At 67.5% G+C, this 16,136-nt stretch carries 15 protein-coding genes and 2 pseudogenes; all 17 read left to right on the plus strand.

Annotated elements, in window-relative coordinates; translation table 11 throughout:
* Positions 1–255 precede the first annotated feature (255 nt).
* The 17 genes and pseudogenes from ACWD3E_RS36085 to ACWD3E_RS36165 all read left to right on the plus strand — a co-directional run bounded on the left by ACWD3E_RS36085 (position 256) and on the right by ACWD3E_RS36165 (position 16,094).
* Positions 256–708, plus strand: a complete 453-nt coding sequence (locus ACWD3E_RS36085) for an ATP-binding protein (protein ID WP_451391764.1) — start codon at positions 256–258, stop codon at positions 706–708.
* A gap of 40 nt (positions 709–748) precedes the next feature.
* The gene (locus ACWD3E_RS36090; RefSeq protein ID WP_451391734.1) at positions 749–1,249 is read left to right on the plus strand and encodes an AAA family ATPase; all 501 of its coding nucleotides are present in this window, start codon (positions 749–751) and stop codon (positions 1,247–1,249) included.
* A 347-nt stretch (positions 1,250–1,596) separates the two neighbouring features.
* A complete protein-coding gene (locus tag ACWD3E_RS36095) occupies positions 1,597–2,184 on the plus strand; it encodes a DUF6624 domain-containing protein (RefSeq protein WP_451391735.1) in 588 nt (195 codons plus the stop codon).
* Positions 2,185–2,234: 50 nt separating this feature from the next.
* Positions 2,235–4,121: a glycoside hydrolase family 15 protein gene (locus ACWD3E_RS36100; RefSeq protein ID WP_451391736.1), complete on the plus strand. Its 1,887-nt coding sequence runs from the start codon at positions 2,235–2,237 to the stop codon at positions 4,119–4,121.
* 43 nt (positions 4,122–4,164) lie between these two features.
* Positions 4,165–5,778, plus strand: a complete 1,614-nt coding sequence (locus tag ACWD3E_RS36105; RefSeq protein ID WP_451391737.1) for an ATP-binding protein — start codon at positions 4,165–4,167, stop codon at positions 5,776–5,778.
* Between the two features lie 40 nt (positions 5,779–5,818).
* Positions 5,819–6,247, plus strand: a complete 429-nt coding sequence (locus tag ACWD3E_RS36110) for a roadblock/LC7 domain-containing protein (protein ID WP_451391738.1) — start codon at positions 5,819–5,821, stop codon at positions 6,245–6,247.
* 1 nt (position 6,248) lies between these two features.
* Entirely contained in the window at positions 6,249–6,620 is a 372-nt protein-coding gene (locus ACWD3E_RS36115) for a DUF742 domain-containing protein (protein WP_451391739.1), read from the plus strand.
* The gene (locus ACWD3E_RS36120) at positions 6,598–7,224 is read left to right on the plus strand and encodes a GTP-binding protein (RefSeq protein WP_451391740.1); all 627 of its coding nucleotides are present in this window, start codon (positions 6,598–6,600) and stop codon (positions 7,222–7,224) included. The genes ACWD3E_RS36115 and ACWD3E_RS36120 overlap by 23 nt, the downstream gene beginning before the upstream one ends.
* Positions 7,224–7,811 (plus strand): GAF domain-containing protein, encoded by a 588-nt coding sequence (locus ACWD3E_RS36125; protein ID WP_451391741.1) that lies wholly within the window; start codon positions 7,224–7,226, stop codon positions 7,809–7,811. Before ACWD3E_RS36120 ends, ACWD3E_RS36125 begins: the two co-directional genes overlap by 1 nt.
* 176 nt (positions 7,812–7,987) lie before the next feature.
* Positions 7,988–9,220 carry an acyl-CoA dehydrogenase family protein gene (locus ACWD3E_RS36130; RefSeq protein WP_451391742.1) on the plus strand — a complete coding sequence of 411 codons (1,233 nt, stop codon included), beginning with the start codon at positions 7,988–7,990 and terminating at the stop codon, positions 9,218–9,220.
* A gap of 144 nt (positions 9,221–9,364) precedes the next feature.
* The gene (locus tag ACWD3E_RS36135) at positions 9,365–9,877 is read left to right on the plus strand and encodes a helix-turn-helix transcriptional regulator (RefSeq protein WP_451391743.1); all 513 of its coding nucleotides are present in this window, start codon (positions 9,365–9,367) and stop codon (positions 9,875–9,877) included.
* Complete coding sequence (locus tag ACWD3E_RS36140; protein WP_451391744.1) at positions 9,874–10,464, plus strand: DUF6624 domain-containing protein; 591 nt, start codon at positions 9,874–9,876, stop codon at positions 10,462–10,464. Before ACWD3E_RS36135 ends, ACWD3E_RS36140 begins: the two co-directional genes overlap by 4 nt.
* A gap of 360 nt (positions 10,465–10,824) precedes the next feature.
* Positions 10,825–12,687, plus strand: a pseudogene (locus ACWD3E_RS36145) (Helicase associated domain protein); the annotation flags it as partial.
* 149 nt (positions 12,688–12,836) lie between these two features.
* Positions 12,837–13,061, plus strand: a pseudogene (locus ACWD3E_RS36150) (helicase associated domain-containing protein); the annotation flags it as partial.
* Positions 13,062–13,082: 21 nt separating this feature from the next.
* Positions 13,083–13,418: a helicase associated domain-containing protein gene (locus tag ACWD3E_RS36155; RefSeq protein WP_451391765.1), complete on the plus strand. Its 336-nt coding sequence runs from the start codon at positions 13,083–13,085 to the stop codon at positions 13,416–13,418.
* Between the two features lie 241 nt (positions 13,419–13,659).
* Complete coding sequence (locus ACWD3E_RS36160; protein WP_451391745.1) at positions 13,660–14,691, plus strand: radical SAM protein; 1,032 nt, start codon at positions 13,660–13,662, stop codon at positions 14,689–14,691.
* Entirely contained in the window at positions 14,688–16,094 is a 1,407-nt protein-coding gene (locus ACWD3E_RS36165; RefSeq protein ID WP_451391746.1) for a B12-binding domain-containing radical SAM protein, read from the plus strand. Before ACWD3E_RS36160 ends, ACWD3E_RS36165 begins: the two co-directional genes overlap by 4 nt.
* Positions 16,095–16,136 lie beyond the last annotated feature (42 nt).

Below are 16,136 nucleotides of genomic sequence, written 5' to 3' on the forward strand. Positions count from 1 at the left end.
AACCGTCACTGTTGCTCGCCATCAACTCCCGAGCGAATCTTGCTGGCCTCGGAAGCCCGACAAGCTGCCCGACGATCGGGGACCTGATGCCCCGGCCGCAGGGCTCGCGGCGGGCGCAGTTCTCCCAGCTCGCTAGCTGGAGGGAGGGGCGCCCGCCACCCAGAACCGGGAGGTGGACGCGTTGACGCCCACGTCGAACAGGCAATTCCTGGCGGTGCTGACGCACGGTGACGGGATCGAGCGAGTCGCCTCGAGATCGAGAGCCGGGCCAGCAATATCGGTGAGGTTCGACGCATTGTTCGGCAACAGCTCATGGCTTGGGAGCTGCCCGAGAACGACGACCTCATCGACCGCGTCGTCCTCGTCCTCAGCGAGCTGGTCACCAACGCAGTCGTGCACGGCCGAACTCGGCCGCCGGGCGAGAAAGAAACCGTTGGTGTCGTGCTCGCCTTCAAGAAGGACTTCGCTCTCGGGCTCCTGGTCGGGCTCCTGGTGACCGACAACTCCAACAAGGTTCCGATCCCGAAGATTCGGCCGTCCGCGGACGATGTCCGTGGACGCGGTCTGACTCTCGTCACCGCCGAGTCTGACGGCTGGACCACGACCCCGTACCAAGATCGGGAGGGGTGCAAGAGGAAGGGCGTGTGGGCCTTCTTCCAGTGCCCTCGGTCGGGGGTCCTGCCCGGCCCCCTGCCTCACCCGGCATGACCGGGGTGCAGATGTGATTCCAGAGCTGACAGGAGAGCCCATGATCGTCGCTTTGGGCGGCCGCCCCTTCACCGGCAAGTCGACCCTCGCTCGGGCCCTGGCCGAAGCCATACCGGGAGTCCTGCTCGACAAGGCCGCCTTGCGGAAGCTCCTCTTCCCAAACTTGGTCACGGCTTCGCCTGAAGTAAATGACTGCTTGTACGGATGGATTCTGCAGGCGGCATCGTGGAACCTCGACACAGCACCGGGAAGCGTCATTGTGCTCGACGGCCGTCCTCTCACCCGGATGCGAGACGTCCTGTCACTGCGTCGCTTCGCTTCAAACCTTGGGCATGCGCTCCATATCGTCGAGTGTGTCTGCCCCGACGAGATCGTGCTGGCGAGGGCGTCTGCAAGGGCCGGAGAAGCAAACGGTGCTCAGGTTCCACCAGCCAATCTGATGGACGAGGCCGCAGACCCCATCCCCGAGCCGAAAATCGTGGTGAACACGAGCCTGCCCGTGGAGCAGTGCGTCTCATCCGCCCTCGGCCATGTGGCCTAGCAGCCGAACCACAGGCGATTCCCAACTAGCAACGGGACGATCCCGTTTCGACCGGAGACCCAACCTCAATGCAGTCGTTACTGACCAGCCACCACCGGTGGTACGTGGACCTCAGCGAGCAGCCTCCCCCCACACTTCCCCGCGACTTTGACACCGTCCGGGTGGGCCTGCATCGGGCCTGCAGGCCGTCAACCTGGTCGTCGCCGCTTCCATTCCGCGCACGCGACCGGCCGGAGGCCGCCGCCCAAGTGACCGCAGGTGGCGTCATCGACGGCCATTGGCCCCCCGGGGAGCCACATCACGCCTCGCACGGTGAACTTGTCTCCCCTGCACAGGAGTTACACCTTATGTCCCTGATGATCGAACGAGGTGTGGCCAGCGCCACCGAGCCGCCGTCGGATCTGCGAGAAACGTCTCAGGAACGGACGTCGGTGCCAGACCTGGCCGTGCGGCTCCTCGCACTCGCCGCTGAGGACGAGCGGCTCACCCACGCCGCGTGCGAGCTGCCTGAAGCCACGAGCCGCCGGCGCGCGATGACTGAGGCCAGGTCCGATCACGGTCGCACTCTCCGCGCGATGGTGGAGAAGTCGGGCTGGCCGAGCTGCCAGGCGGTAGGCTCGGACGCTTCCCTGGCCGCGTTACAGGTCCTCCTTAACGCACGGACCGTGCCATTGCTGGACCTGTGCCAGCCCCTAATCGCTGACGCGGTCGCACGGCGGAGCACGCCCGCCGTCCACTTGGCCTACGTGGACGACCTCCACGCCGTTCTCCTGGGCGGCCAGCAGACCTACGGCACCCAGGTGGACTCCGCCCGTCTGCGTCCGTTCCCGATCAGGGACGCGCAGTCCGTCGACGAGCGCCGCGGCGCGGTGGGCCTCCCGCCCCTTGCCACCTCGCTGGCACAGACCCTCGCCGTCATGAAGCGCTCGCGATGACGTCCCGCCAGCTCGTCCATCAACCAGACGGCTCTTGGAGTCCACACACGATGACCACCACCCCCCGTATCGAGCAGTACGGCTTGATCGGCGACATGCGGACCAGTGCGCATGTCGCCGACAACGGCTCAATCGACTGGCTGTGCCTGCCCAGGTTCGACTCGGACGCGTGCTTCGCAGCGCTGCTTGGACGGTCTGACCACGGCTCGTGGATACTCGCCCCGGCCCCCGACGATGCGGCCGACCAGCCGACGGCGACGACACGGTGGTACCGGGGGGACTCTCTCGTTCTGGAATCTGAGTGGTTCAGGGGCACCGGCACGGTCCGCGTGATCGACTTCATGCCGCTGAGCACCCCGGCGCCGCAGGTGATCAGGATCGTCGAGGGCGTGGCCGGCGAGGTGCCCATGGTCTCGCGTCTACGGCCGCGGCTCGGCTACGGCCGGACCACTCCGTGGATTCACGAAGAGAGCGGGCGCGTGGTCGCCGAGGCCGGCGCGGACGCGCTGTGGCTCGACTCCCCGGTCGAGCAGGCCGAGAAGGACGGCGTCATCGTCAGCTCCTTCACGGTGGGCGCCGGGGAGAGCGTGGCGTTCGTACTCAGCTGGTGTCCGTCCCACGCGGCTGCGCCGGAGGTGTCGGACCCGGAGGCAGCCCTTGATGCGACGCTCGCCTTCTGGCGGTCGTGGACAGGGCAGTGCACCTACGACGGCCCGTACCGGGAAGCCGTGGTCCGGTCCCTGATCACGCTGAAGGCGCTGACCTACGCGCCGAGTGGCGCGATCGTTGCGGCACCGACCACGTCGCTGCCCGAGGAGATCGGCGGCCGTCGGAACTGGGACTACCGCTATGGCTGGTTGCGCGACTCCGCCACGACGCTCGCCGCGCTCCTGGGCACCGGCTACCGGCAGGAGGCGGAGGCGTGGCGTCGGTGGCTGCTGCGGGCGGTGGCCGGTGATCCGGAGAACCTGCAGATCATGTACGGCATCACCGGAAGACGGGAGCTTCCCGAGCGGGTGCTGGACTGGCTGCCGGGATATGAGGGTTCGGCGCCGGTCCGGGTCGGCAACGGCGCCGCGGAGCAGCTGCAGCTCGACGTGTACGGCGAGCTGATCGAAATGTTGAGCCTCGCGCACAGCAGCGGGGTCGTCCCGTGCGCGGACACGGCTGTCCTGCACCAGCGGCTGATCCGGCAGCTGGTCGAGCGATGGCAGGAGCCGGACGAGGGGATATGGGAGATCCGGGGCGAGCGCCGGCAGTTCGTGCACTCCAAGGTGATGGCCTGGGCGGCGCTGGACCTGACGATCCGCCTGGCCGAAGCCGGGGTTCTCAACGTGGACTTGTTCAAGCTGACAGAGGTCCGTGACGCGATCCACCGCGAGGTCTGCACCGAGGGCTTCGACCCAGTGCGCAACACGTTCACCCAGTACTACGGCTCGGCTGAGCTGGACGCCGCGCTGCTCCTGATCCCCCGCATGGGCTTCCTGCCGGCCGATGACCCGCGCGTCGTCGGCACGGTCGAGGCGGTCCAACGCGAGCTGGCTACGGCGGACGGCCTGGTGCGGCGTTATCCGACCACCGGCTCGGACGCCGGGGTGGACGGCCTGACCGGCGACGAGGGTGCTTTCCTGCTCTGCTCGTTCTGGTTGGTGGACGCGCTCGCCCTGATCGGCCGCGTGAGTGATGCCCACGCGCTGTTCGAGCGGCTTCTGGTCCTGCGCAGCGACCTTGGCCTGCTGGCCGAGGAGTACGACCCTGTCCAGGGTCGTCAGCTCGGGAACTTTCCGCTGGGGTTCAGCCACAGCGGCCTGGTTAGGAGTTCCCTGCTTCTGCACCAGCTCTCGCCGGTTTCCGACTCCGCCGATGTCGAACCGGCGGCCCTTGCGGGAGCCACGCTGAACATCGCTTCACTGTCACTGCGTGCGTCCGCTGCCTGACGGCACTCCCTCCAAAAAATCACCTATCTCATTGAGGATTTCCATGTCGGATCGCGCGTCCCCCACCCGTCCGGTCAAGCGGCATCGCGCGACGCCGGCAAACCAGAGGGCAACCTGGTTCGGGCTGCGCCATCGAATCCGGCTGATCGTTCTGCTGCCGGTGGCCGTGACCCTCCTACTGTTAGCCGCCTACTCACTCAGGACGACATCAGAGCTGTCTGCGCAGGTGTGGCCGGTGTGGATCGCGGTCATGACCGGAAGCGTCATATCTGCCTCCGTTGCCTGGCGGGTGGGCGCCGCCGCCGTGGTGGAGGCGCAGCAGGAGAGGAGCGCACACGACCAGCAGGTGGCACAGTTCTTCGCGCGGGTGCGCGCCGTTCTGCCCGAGGCCCTGAGCGATGTGCGTGCAACCGTCAACCAGGTACGGAAGGGAGAGTCGCCCCAGACTCGCCGGCCCCACGCGGCGCCCGTGGGAGAAGATCCTGCCGCCCAGTTGGAACGTGACCTCGGTGAGTTCGTCGGCGATGTGCAGCGGTGCGTGGCCGAGAGTTCGGCTTCTCTGGAGCAGGCGGCACTGCTGACCATCAGTCGCAGGATGCAGAGCCTGGTCAATCAGGTGCTGGCCGGGTTCGACCGGCTCGAAGAAAATATCGAGGATCCCGAGGTCCTCCCCCTGGTCTTCCGACTGGACCATGGCGTCACGCGCATCCGCCGCCTGACCGACAGCTTCGCACTGGTTGGAGGGGCCGTCCCACGCCGGTCAGCACAGCCGCTTCTGCTTCCCGCGGTGATCCAGCACGCCATCTCCGAGGTAGAGCACTACCGGCGAGTGCAGCAGGTGACCGTGATCGACGATCTCGTGGTCGGAGAAGCCACCGTACGTCTGGTCCACCTCCTAGCCGAACTGATCGAAAACGCCACCAACTTCTCGTCCCCCGACACACCGGTGGTGGTCCGTACCGAGCGAGTGCCGGCCGGGGTGGTCATCGAGATAGACGACCGCGGCAAACGCATGCCTGACACCACCGTGCAGCGCCTCAACCGACTCCTGGCCAGCGACCCACGACAGCTCGGGGGTGAGTTCGCCCGTGACGGCCGCATCGGGATGCGCGTGGTGGCCGAGCACGCCCACAAGCTCGGCTTGACGGTCCGGCTTCAGGCCAACATCTACGGGTCCAACCAGGCCCTTGTCCTGATTCCAAACCGGCTTCTCCTCCCCGGGGACCAGTCGCCGGAGGCACGAGCCGGCGGACAGCCGGGTACTTCCACGTACCCCGCTTCGGCCGAGGTCCCGGATCCCGGACTCACCTCCGCCACGCTGCAGATGGCCGTCGCCCGCAGGCCCAGCGCGGCAGCGGGGACGTCCCCCGCACCTGAGCGTGGCACAGCGCCATCGCCGCCGTTGCCCAGGCGCCCCCCGGATCTTGCGTCCTTCAGCCCGGGCAGTACCCATGTCCCCGCTGTTCCTGCGGCCGGCCGACATTCACAAGTGCCCCCTCTGCCCACCCGTGATCTCTCACAGTCCTACCTCGTCCCGGAGCTGCAGGACCGCCCGCAGACCCCGGCGCCCGAGCGCAAGGCAGCCGACCCCTGGGTGTTCGCGCGGTTCAACGCCGGTCGGGAGAAGGCTTCCGGTACAGCGCAGGACACCGAATAAACCCCCACCAACCATGCCCCCCCAATCCTGGAGACCGACCATGGAAGCCAAGGCCCCTGAGATCGACTGGCTGCTCAACGACTTCGTCGCTCACACCACCGGTGCCCGCGCCGCGCTGCTGACCTCTACCGACGGTCTGACGATCGCCCATCACAATCTCGCAGATGACAACGACGCCACCGCAAGCAGGCTGAGCGCCATCACCAGCGGCGTGCACTCCCTCACCAAGGGAGCCGCCGAACTCCTCAACGGCGGCACCGGCGTCAACCAGATCCTCATGGACGTCGAGGGCGGCCAGCTCTACATCATGTCCGCCGGCAGCGGAGCCCTGCTCACCGTGCTCGCGACCAACGAGGCCGACCCCGGAATGATCGGATTCGAGGCGTCCATGCTGATCACACGCTTCCCCCAGAACCTGACCGTCGCCCCGCGCGTACCGGCGGCAGGCGCAGGCTGGCCGGAGCAGTGACATGACCACCGAGGGCAGCGCGTGGCGCAACGAAGCACTGGGTGCGGTGCGCCCCTACGCCCTGGTGTGCGGACGTGTCACTCCGACCCATGAACTCGCCCGGCATGCGCTGCTGCAGGCCAGCGCGGACCCGCCCGCCATGCTGCTGCAGCCACACCACGCCCAGGTCCTGGACGTGTGCGGCCAGGAGGGACCACGGTCCGTGACCGAAGTCGCTGGCCGCGCCGGCCTGCCGCTGCAGGTCGTCAGGATCCTGCTGTCCGATCTCATCGACGACGGCTACGTGGTCTACGCCATGCCCGTCGGCATCCGCAACGCCGAATGCGACGTAAACATTCTGGAGAGAGTCCTTGCGGCCCTACACCACATCTGACACCGACACGGCTGTTCTTCCCCTCAAGGTCGTCATCAGCGGCGGCTTCGGGGCCGGGAAGACAACCTTCGTCGGTGCCGTCAGCGAGATTCCTCCGGTGCGCACGGAAGAAGACCTCACCCAGGCGGGTGTCGGCACGGACCATCTCCGTGGTGTCGAACAGAAGACCGCCACCACGGTGGCTCTGGACTTCGGCCGGATCACGCTGCCCTTGCCGCCGATCCGCGTCCAGTTGCAGCTGTTCGGCACTCCCGGTCAGGACCGCTTCTGGTTCATGTGGGACGACCTCGCCCGCGGCTCCATCGGCGCGATCGTCCTCGCTGACACCAGGCGTCTCGGGGACTGCTTCGCCGCTGTGGAGTTCTACGAACAGCGTGGCCAGCCGTTCATCGTCGCCGTCAACGAGTTCGACGGCGCCCACCGGTACACGGAGCAGCAGATACGCGATGCCATCCAGCTGAGCGAGCACGTCCCGCTGATCTCGTGCGACGCACGTCTTCGAGCCTCCACGCGACAGGTGCTGATCACCCTCGTCCGGCACGCCCGCGAGCGGGCCCTCGCCCACGCCTCCTCCGCTCCGACTCGTGAATCCCAGGAAGCCTGATGCCCACCTTTAACCCCACCAGCGGCCTCCACGACACCCCCACCGATCCCGAACTCGCACAACGGAAGGCTCTGTTGCCGCACCTCGGGCTAGCGGAAAACCGCCCCATTCAGGAACTCGACGCCCTCGCCCGGAAGCTCGCCGAGGCGACATCGGAACTGGTCGGCCACCAGGAAATCGGCACCATGGTCAACATCATCCAGGATGACCAGTACTTCGTCGGGCTCTACCTGCCCCCCGCGACGAGCGGCGCAAGCCAGGCCAGCACGCCCCCCACCACCAACCTGCGAACGATGCCCCTCAGCGAGGGATGGTGCGTGCACACCCTGCAACGGCGCAGCTCCCTTCCCCTGGACAACGTCCTCGACATGCCGCGATGGTCCGGCAACACCGCCATCAGCAAGCTCCGCGTCAAGTCCTACCTCGGAACGCCGCTCCTCCACCGCCCCACGGGCATCAGCCTCGGCACCATCTGCGCTATCAGCACCGTCGAGAACAAGTGGGGCCGTGCCGGGGTCGACCTGATCAAGGGCTTCGGCGAAGAGACACTCGACATCATTGCCGCCAACCAGCAGTCGCAGCGATAACTGAGGGCCCTTCCAGTGCCCGCTGGCTGCTCGCCGCCGAGCAGGCAGGCGACGTATCACGTCATCGACACAGCCGCGCATCAACCGTGCTGTGCCACCCCCACCCGGACGTCCGCCGCGGCAGATCCGGCCGCGGACCACCGTGCGACCTTCACCCAGGGAGAAGGAAGACGACCATGACCGTCCCACCAGCGCTCCGCCCCTACCTCACCGGCCAGCATGAGCAGCTGTGGCGGGAGGCCGACGGCTTCGCGGCCGAGCACGTCGCCCAGCGCGTCGGGTGCATGGAGGCATCTCCAGGCAGTGTGGAGCGCGCGGTCGCCGAACTCATGGCCCAGCGTCGATGGTTCGCCATCACCATCCCCCGGAAGTTCGGTGGCCTCGCCGCTGGGCACGTCGCCAAAACTGTCCTGATCAACCGGGTTGCTCGGGTCTCGGCGGCGGTCGCTGCCATCCTCCAGGCCACCCTGATCCCGGTCGGTGCACTCCAGCACTTCGGCACACTCGAGCAGCAGACCCGCTGGCTCCCGAGGGTCGCAGACGGCTCGATGCTTCTCTCGATCGCCTCCACCGAACCGGACGCCGGCGGCCACATCGGCGGCATCGAGACCACTGCCGAACGCAACGGCCGAGAGTGGGTGATCACCGGCCGCAAAGCTCATGTCGGTAATAGCCACGTCGCCGGCGCGCACATCGTCCTCGCCCGCACGGCTGAACCAGGAATCACCGCAAGCCGCGCGCTGACCGCGTTCCTCGTCGAGTCCGACCGCAAGGGGCTCACTCTCGCCCGTCACCGGCCCGGGCTCGGACTGCACGGCTTCTCCGCCGGCCAACTCATTCTCGACCGCGTCCGTGTGCCTGAGGAGCACGTGATCGGCGAGGTCGGCCAGGGCCTGGCGGTGGGCCAGAGCAGCAGCATCCTCTACGGCCGGCCCAACATCGCCGCCGTCAGCCTCGGCATCCACGAGGCCCTCGTGGAGACCACCACGCGCTTCCTCGAAGGCCGGCCTCGCTACGGCCGACGCCTCTCCGACCACCCCGTCGTACGCGACCGCCTCGGCGAGATGCAGGCCCGTCTCCGTACGGCCCGGGACCTGGCCTATCAGGCCGTCCACCTGCTCGACCACGGTCAGAGCTGCGACCCGGAACTGATCAACGCCAAATACCAAGGACACAAGCTCGCTGCCCGGTCCGCTCAGGACGCCATGGAGCTGCACGGCGCGCACGCATTCGCCGACCCCGTCCTCCAGCGCCTGTACCGCGACATCCCTTACACCTACGCGCCTGCCGGGACCGGCGAGGTCCAGCGCATCCGCCTCGCCGACGCAGCCCTGGACGAGGGCGTCATCAGCTGGTCCGAGCGCCTGGCGACCGAGATCGCCTGGGCATACGAGCCCGCCCCCGCATAAGCCCCCGTGCGCGGCGGTCCCTTCCTGACGCACACCGCCGTGCACGGGCCCAACCCCTGTCGCCGGTCCCCGCCCCCCGTCGGGGATCGGCGACAGGCCCCCGATCACACCCACGCCCTTACACCGAAACACCAGGTATATCCCGTGACCACCACAACCGCGCCCTCCGCCCTCACCCAGGGAGAGCTCCGGATCGCAAGCCTCCTCGCTCACGGGCTGGAGGACCACGAGGTCTCCGACAAGCTGCGCATCACGTGCGGAACGGTCGGCGTCTTCAAGACCAAGATCCGCAAGAAGCTCGCCTGCCCCGTCCGCTGCTCCACCGCGGTCCTTGTACACCGCCTGTTCCAATGGGAACTCGTCAGCCCACCCAACACCACCACGACCGCGCCGGACTTGGACGAGCAGGAACTGCGGCTGCTGCACGCCATCACGGAGCGGACCAGGCCCTACGACATCGCACGAGCCGCCGGCATTGCCTCACGCGACTACCACTCCATGCTCGCAGCACTGCTCGACAAGACCGGGGCAGATACCACCACCCAGCTCGTCGTCTTCGCCCACGCGTGGAACCTGCTCGACAGTCCTGGCCAGAGCAAGCCGGTGAGTCTTCAGGGATCCCGGACCGTGCAGGATCGGCAGCAGGGCACCTCATGACGAACGCCGAACCACTCCGCCCCGCCCTCGCCCGCGAGTTACTGGCGCGTGCCGAGCGATCGACCGACCGTTGGGCCCGCCACGTCCGCAACCAGCTCGACGGTGTCCAGCTCGGCCGGGGCCGGCACGATGATCACGCCAACGCTCAGGTACTACGGCGGATCGTCGCCGACCACGAAGGATGGCCCGGACACCGACTCCTCGGCCCGGCCGCCGCACGCGCCGCGTGGCTGATCGCGCTGCACGCCGACGACGACCCCGACTTCCAGCGGACCGCCGCCCGCCTGTTGCGCCGAGCCGTCATGGCCGACGACGCCCCCGCCCACCAGTGGGCCCATCTGCACGACCGGGCCCTGGCCAACAGCCGTCAACCGCAGGAGTTCGGCACCCAGTACCGCGTTGGCCCTGGCGGACTGGCGGAGCCGTACCCCGTACGCGATGCGGCCGATCTCGATACCCGCCGCGCCGTTGTCGGCCTGCCGCCCGCCGGCATCGCACTGGCCGCACTGCGCGAGCGACTCGTCAGCGTGCCAGGCTGTGCCGCCGCCTCCGGCGACGTCTTGAACACGTTGGCAGGTGCGGCATGACAACTCCCCGTGTCCAGACTCCTGTTTCCTCACGCCCTGACGACGCCGCAGCCCAGACGACGCTGATCGAGGAGGCCCCGACTGGCCGATACGGGCGAGGCCGAGCTGGACTGGCTGCCGGGCTAGGACGGGGGAACGGGGTGCATGCCCCCAGCGTTCGGCGCACGGCAGGCCGCCTCGGAATGCACGGGGTTGGTGGGCTGATGGGTACAGCGGCAGCTAAGCACGGACAGTCCGCTGGGCGCGGGCCGAACACGAGAAGAGCCCCCGGGTCTGTGCCCACCGCCAGACCCCGCAGTTCCGCAGCGGCCTCCTGAGTGACCCCCTTCTCCCTGAACCCCCGCTTTGCAAAGGACGAAATTGCTGACCATCACCAGGCCCGGCCTGTGGCCTCACCAGATTGAAGCGGTCAACGCCACCGTGTCGGCGCTCTCCGATGCGGAGCGCACCACCACGGTCATGGCCTGCGGCACGGGCAAAACGCGGGTCGGTGCCGCCGTCGCGGGCTATCTGGCCGAGCACGCCGGTGTCGAGCGCATTTTGTTCGTTGCGCCCTTCCTGGACCTGATCACGCAGATGGTGGGGGAATGGCGGCACGTCCTCGACACCGAGGCACTCGGCCGGGTCGTCGCTGTCTGCTCCGACCAGGACGTTCTGCGCGAACACCAGCACGACTTGCGCAAGCATCGGGCCCTCGTCACATCAGACCCTGTCCAGCTCGCCGCCCTCACCGCAGACCGGAGCCGGGTCACCGTCGCCAGCACCTACCAGAGTCTGCCGGTGCTCGTCGCCGCCCACGACGAGCACGGCCTGCCGATGTGGGACCTGATCGTCATCGACGAGGCGCATCGCAGCGTCGGCCGCTCCGACAAGGTGTGGGGCGTCATCCACAGCAACGCGCACATCCCCGCCGCCCGGCGGCTGTACATGACCGCAACGCCGAAGGTGATCGTCAGCCCCGGAGACGACGCGGTCAGCATGGACGACGAGAAGGTCTTCGGCCAGGTCGGTTATCGGCTGCCGTTCTCAACGGCGATCGAGCTGGGACTGCTGGCCAACTACCAGGTGGTCGTGCCAGTCGTGACCGACGAGCAGGTCCGTGCCGCCGCCCTGCAGCAGGGCTCGTTCTATCAGAGCGGCCGCTCCGCTGTGTCCGGCGAGATGCTCGCAACCCAGGTCGCCGTCCTGCGCGCCGCCCGCGAGTACGGCATCCGCAGAATGATCACATTCCACAACCGGGTGGCCTATGCCCGATGGTTCGCCAGCACCCTGCCACGCGCCGCCGGACTCCTGACGCCCGAGGACCGCCCGGTTCACGTGTGGGCCGACCATGTGCACGGAACACAGCCGCTTGCTTCCCGCCGACGGGTCGTGGATCGGCTGCGCGGTGACGACGACGGCTTGGTCGTGGTTTCCAACGCGCGGGTGCTGGGCGAAGGCGTCGACGTGCCGGCTGTCGATTCGGTGGCCTTCATCGACAGCCGCAGCTCGCCCATCGACACGATCCAGGCCATCGGCCGTGCGCTGCGTCAGGGCAGGAGCGCCGGGCCCAAGACGGCCTTCATCATCGTTCCCGTCCTCCTGGGGTCCGGGGAGGATCCCGAGACCGCGCTCAACGGCTCCGCATACGCCCCGGTCTGGCAGGTGATCCGGGCCATGGCCGCGCACGATGACACTCTGGCAAGCCAGCTCGGCCGGCTGCGGCGCCAGCTCGGTCGCGAAGACGCCCGCACGACACCCATGGAACTTCCCCACTGGCTGCGCATCACTGGCGTCCCCGTGCCCGCCGGCTTCGCCCGAGCCATCACCGTGCGGTTTGTCCGCGCCTCATCTACGCCGTGGGAGGAGTACTACGGCGCTGCCCAGGCCTACCAGGCCGCTCACGGCAACCTGCTGATACCCCAGGAATGGCAGACTCCCACGGGACTGCACCTGGGCACGTGGATGCACCGGCAGCGCCAGGAATACAGGCGGGGCATACTGCGCGCCGACCGGATTGCGGCCCTGGAAAAGCTCGACATGGTCTGGGACACCATGGAGTTCAACCGCAACCGAGTACTGGCACACCTGGAGGCATTTCGATCCGAGAACGGCCATCTCTTCGTCCCGGACCGCTACGTGACAACCGGCGAACAGCCATTCCGGCTGGGTTCTGCCGTCACGGACATACGCGTGCGATACCGCCAGGGAAGACTCGACCCGCAGTTTGTCACCCGCCTTGAGGCCATAGGCTTCATCTGGAGCGTGACAGACACATCATGGCAACAATTCCTCGCCGACCTCAAAGCCTACCGCCTCGCGCACCCAGATCTGGACATTCCACAGAATTATCAAACGCCTGGCCCCAAACCCCGGAACCTGGGCGCGCAGGTATGCGGCTACCGTGCGACTACAACAACGGCACCCTGTCCGAAGACACCATCAAAACCCTCAATGAGCTGGGATTCATTTGGGATGCCCACGAGCACCGCTGGCATATCACGCTTCAGGCACTTCGCCGATACAAAGAGCAGCACGGCAACGCCGATCCGCCCGATCGATACAAGACACCGCCACCGGACAGCTTCGCGCTGGGCTCATGGCTCCGGAGACAGTGGGGCGCATATCGGGCGGGGACATTGAGCGCCGAACGGATCGCCGCGCTGTCCGCTGCCGGCGTACGCTTTCCCGAGTACACCATCGCTGCCCTCAACGAACTGGGGCCCGCAGGGAACCTTTTCGAATACCGCTGGAATCGCGCCCTTCAGGCGCTTCGCCGGTACAAAGAGCTGCATGGCAACGCCGATCCGCCCGATGGATACAAGACACCGCCGCCGGACAGCTTCGCGCTGGGAAAGTGGCTGAGAAGACAGCGAAAGGAATTCCGGGACGGCAAATTGAGCGCCGAGCGGATCGCCGCGCTGTCCGCTGCCGGCGTGCGCCTGGCTGCCGGACCCGCTCGCGGGGGTCGCTGATGACCTTCCACAGCGCCGATCGTGTTCGCGGCCTGTGGCGCGTGCATCGCCGCAGGCGCTGTCTGACGGCGCCACACCCGGGGCGGGTGCATTGTCCGCTGCGGTCGAGGGCGTTGTCAGGGTTTGGAGTTGATGTCGCGGCAAACCCTGACATCAACTCTGCCCAACGTTGTTGCTGGCCAAGGAAAGGGAGCACAAGGCTATGAGCGTGAATGTCAGCGATGCGCGAGGAAGGGGTGACATGCGTAAGCCGCAAGTCCGGGTGACGGTGAACTCCCGTTGCAAGCGGAGCTGCTACTACTGCCGGCCGTCGGGGGAAGCCGTGGCCACCAAATCTGGGACCGAACTGGCGCCCGATCAGCTGGTCGCCGTGGCGGCAGCTGTTCGGACCCAGGGCGTAGAGAGCATCAAGCTGACCGGCGGGGACCCGGCCCTGTACGTACCGCTCGTGGACGTCGTACGACGGCTGCGCCACGATGCCGGCATGAGCGAGGTCGAGGTGATCTCGCGGCACCCGAGGATCGGCGAGCTCGCCCCCGCGCTCGGCGAGGCCGGGGTCACCTTATTCAACGTCTCCCTGGATACTCTCGACGCCAGCCTGCATCACGAGATTTGCGGGGTGAACGACCACGCTGAAGTCCTGACCGCGATCGAAGCGTGCGTGGCCACCGGAGTCCCGGTGAAGGTCAACGTCGTGGTGATGGACGGGATCAACGCCTCGGAGATCGAAGAGCTCATCGCGTGGTGCGAGAAGGCCGGGGTCAAGAGCGTGAAGCTCCTGGACGTCATCAAGGACCTTGGCGAGGGCAGCGAGAGCTTCGCCCGGCGGCTGGAGATTAAACGCAAGCGGGACCTGCCCGACCTGTACGTGTCCATGGAGGACCTTGCGGGTGACCTGCGAAGCCGGGCAATCGGCGAGCAGACGGTGCAGCAGGGAGGTTTTGGCCACCCGATGACGGTGTTCACCATGCCGTCGGGCACGGAGGTGGTCCTCAAGGACTCCACCGCCGGCGCGTGGTACGGCTCGGTGTGCCGCGGGTGTCCGCTCTTCCCGTGTCACGACGCGCTGATGGCGCTGCGCCTGACCGCGGACGCCCGGCTGCAGTTCTGCCTCCTGCGCGAGGACGTCACCGTCGACCTCGCCCCGCTGCTGGAGAAGGACGACCAGGAGGGGCTGGCTGCCCAGGTCGAGGCGGCGTTCGAGATGTATGCCGACGCGTACTTCCGGCCTGGTGACACCACCCCGCAGGAACTGCTGGAGGCGCACCGGTGAGCGAGGTATTCATGGGACTTCCCGGCGGCCTCTCCGTGAGCCCGTCCGCTGCGGTCGCCGACCTCCGGGCGGGGTTGCCGACAGTCATCCTGGCCTATCCGAAGATCGACCACGAGAAGGACTACGTCTACTTCTGGATGCCGTTCTCGCTGCTGACCATCGCCAAGCCGCTCATGGAGAGCGGTTTGGTGAACGTGGTCCTGTTCGACGGGAACCAGAAGGACGGCGCAGCGTGGGAGCGGCTGCTGGACGAGCACCTTGGGCAGACGGTGTGCATCGGGGTCAGCATCATGACGGGCGGCGGGCAGATCGGGCACGCCCTGGAGATGGTCCGGGTGGCGAAGAGGCGCCGCTTCTGTCCGCCGGTCGTCTTCGGCGGACCGCACGTGAACGTGCAGCCCGAACAGACCGCCGCGCACCCGCTCGTCGACGCCGTCCTGCAGGGCCCCGGGCAGAACTCGATGCTCGAGTACGTGAAGTCGCTCCTCGGCCGTGTCCCGCGCCGGTTGGTCCCGGGCCTGCGCGTCGACAACGACGGATGCGTGATGTGCGGGCGAGTGAACCCGCCGCGGACCGGGAACCTGGGCGCCTACCCCTGGTCGCTGCTGGATGTCGCGAAGTACATCCGCGACGACCCCACAGTGGCTGCCCGCACGCTGAACTATGTCTCCAGCCAGGGCTGCGTCTACAAGTGCCAGTTCTGCTTCGAGCTGACCTATCAGCGCAAGTACTCGGCGATGGCCGCCCAAGACCTCCTCGACGACGTCGCCGCGCTCCAGGCCGCGTATGGCATCAATGGTGTGAAGTTCTACGACGCGGACTGGTTCGTGAACCTGCGCCGGTCCATCGGGTTCTGCGACGGGCTGATCGACCGCGGCCTGGACATCCGGTGGGCGGCCAGCATCAACCCCAACGACATCCTCAAGGCCCGCCGCGCCAAGCTCCCCCTGCTTGAGAGGATCGCGGAAAGCGGCTGCTCCCGGCTGCTGATGGGCGTGGAGTCGGGCAACGACCGCGTGCTGGCCGACGTGGTCCGCAAGGAGACCACCCGCGCGAGCATCCTCGGCGTCGCGGCGGACATCGCCGCTCACGGCATCCTCGGCTCCTACACGTTCATCGTGGGTTTTCCCGGCGAGAGCGATGCGGAGATGGAGGACACTTACTCGCTGATCGAAGAGCTGCGGCAGTTCGAGCCGCAGCCCGAGACACGGGTGCACCTGTTCGCCCCGTACCCGGGCACGCCGCTGTGGGAGCGCGCCCTGGAAGCCGGATTCACCGCGCCCGCCTCGCTGGAGGAGTGGTCGGCCTTCGACTACTACACCTCCCTGACCCCCTGGACGACCGACGCCACCGCAGCCCGGGCCCGGGAGGCGACCAAGATGCGGCTGGCCCCCGCCCGCTGACACCCCATACCGTCACGCTGTGCACCGGAACCATTACCCCAA

Source organism: Streptomyces sp. NPDC002676, assembly GCF_053592455.1.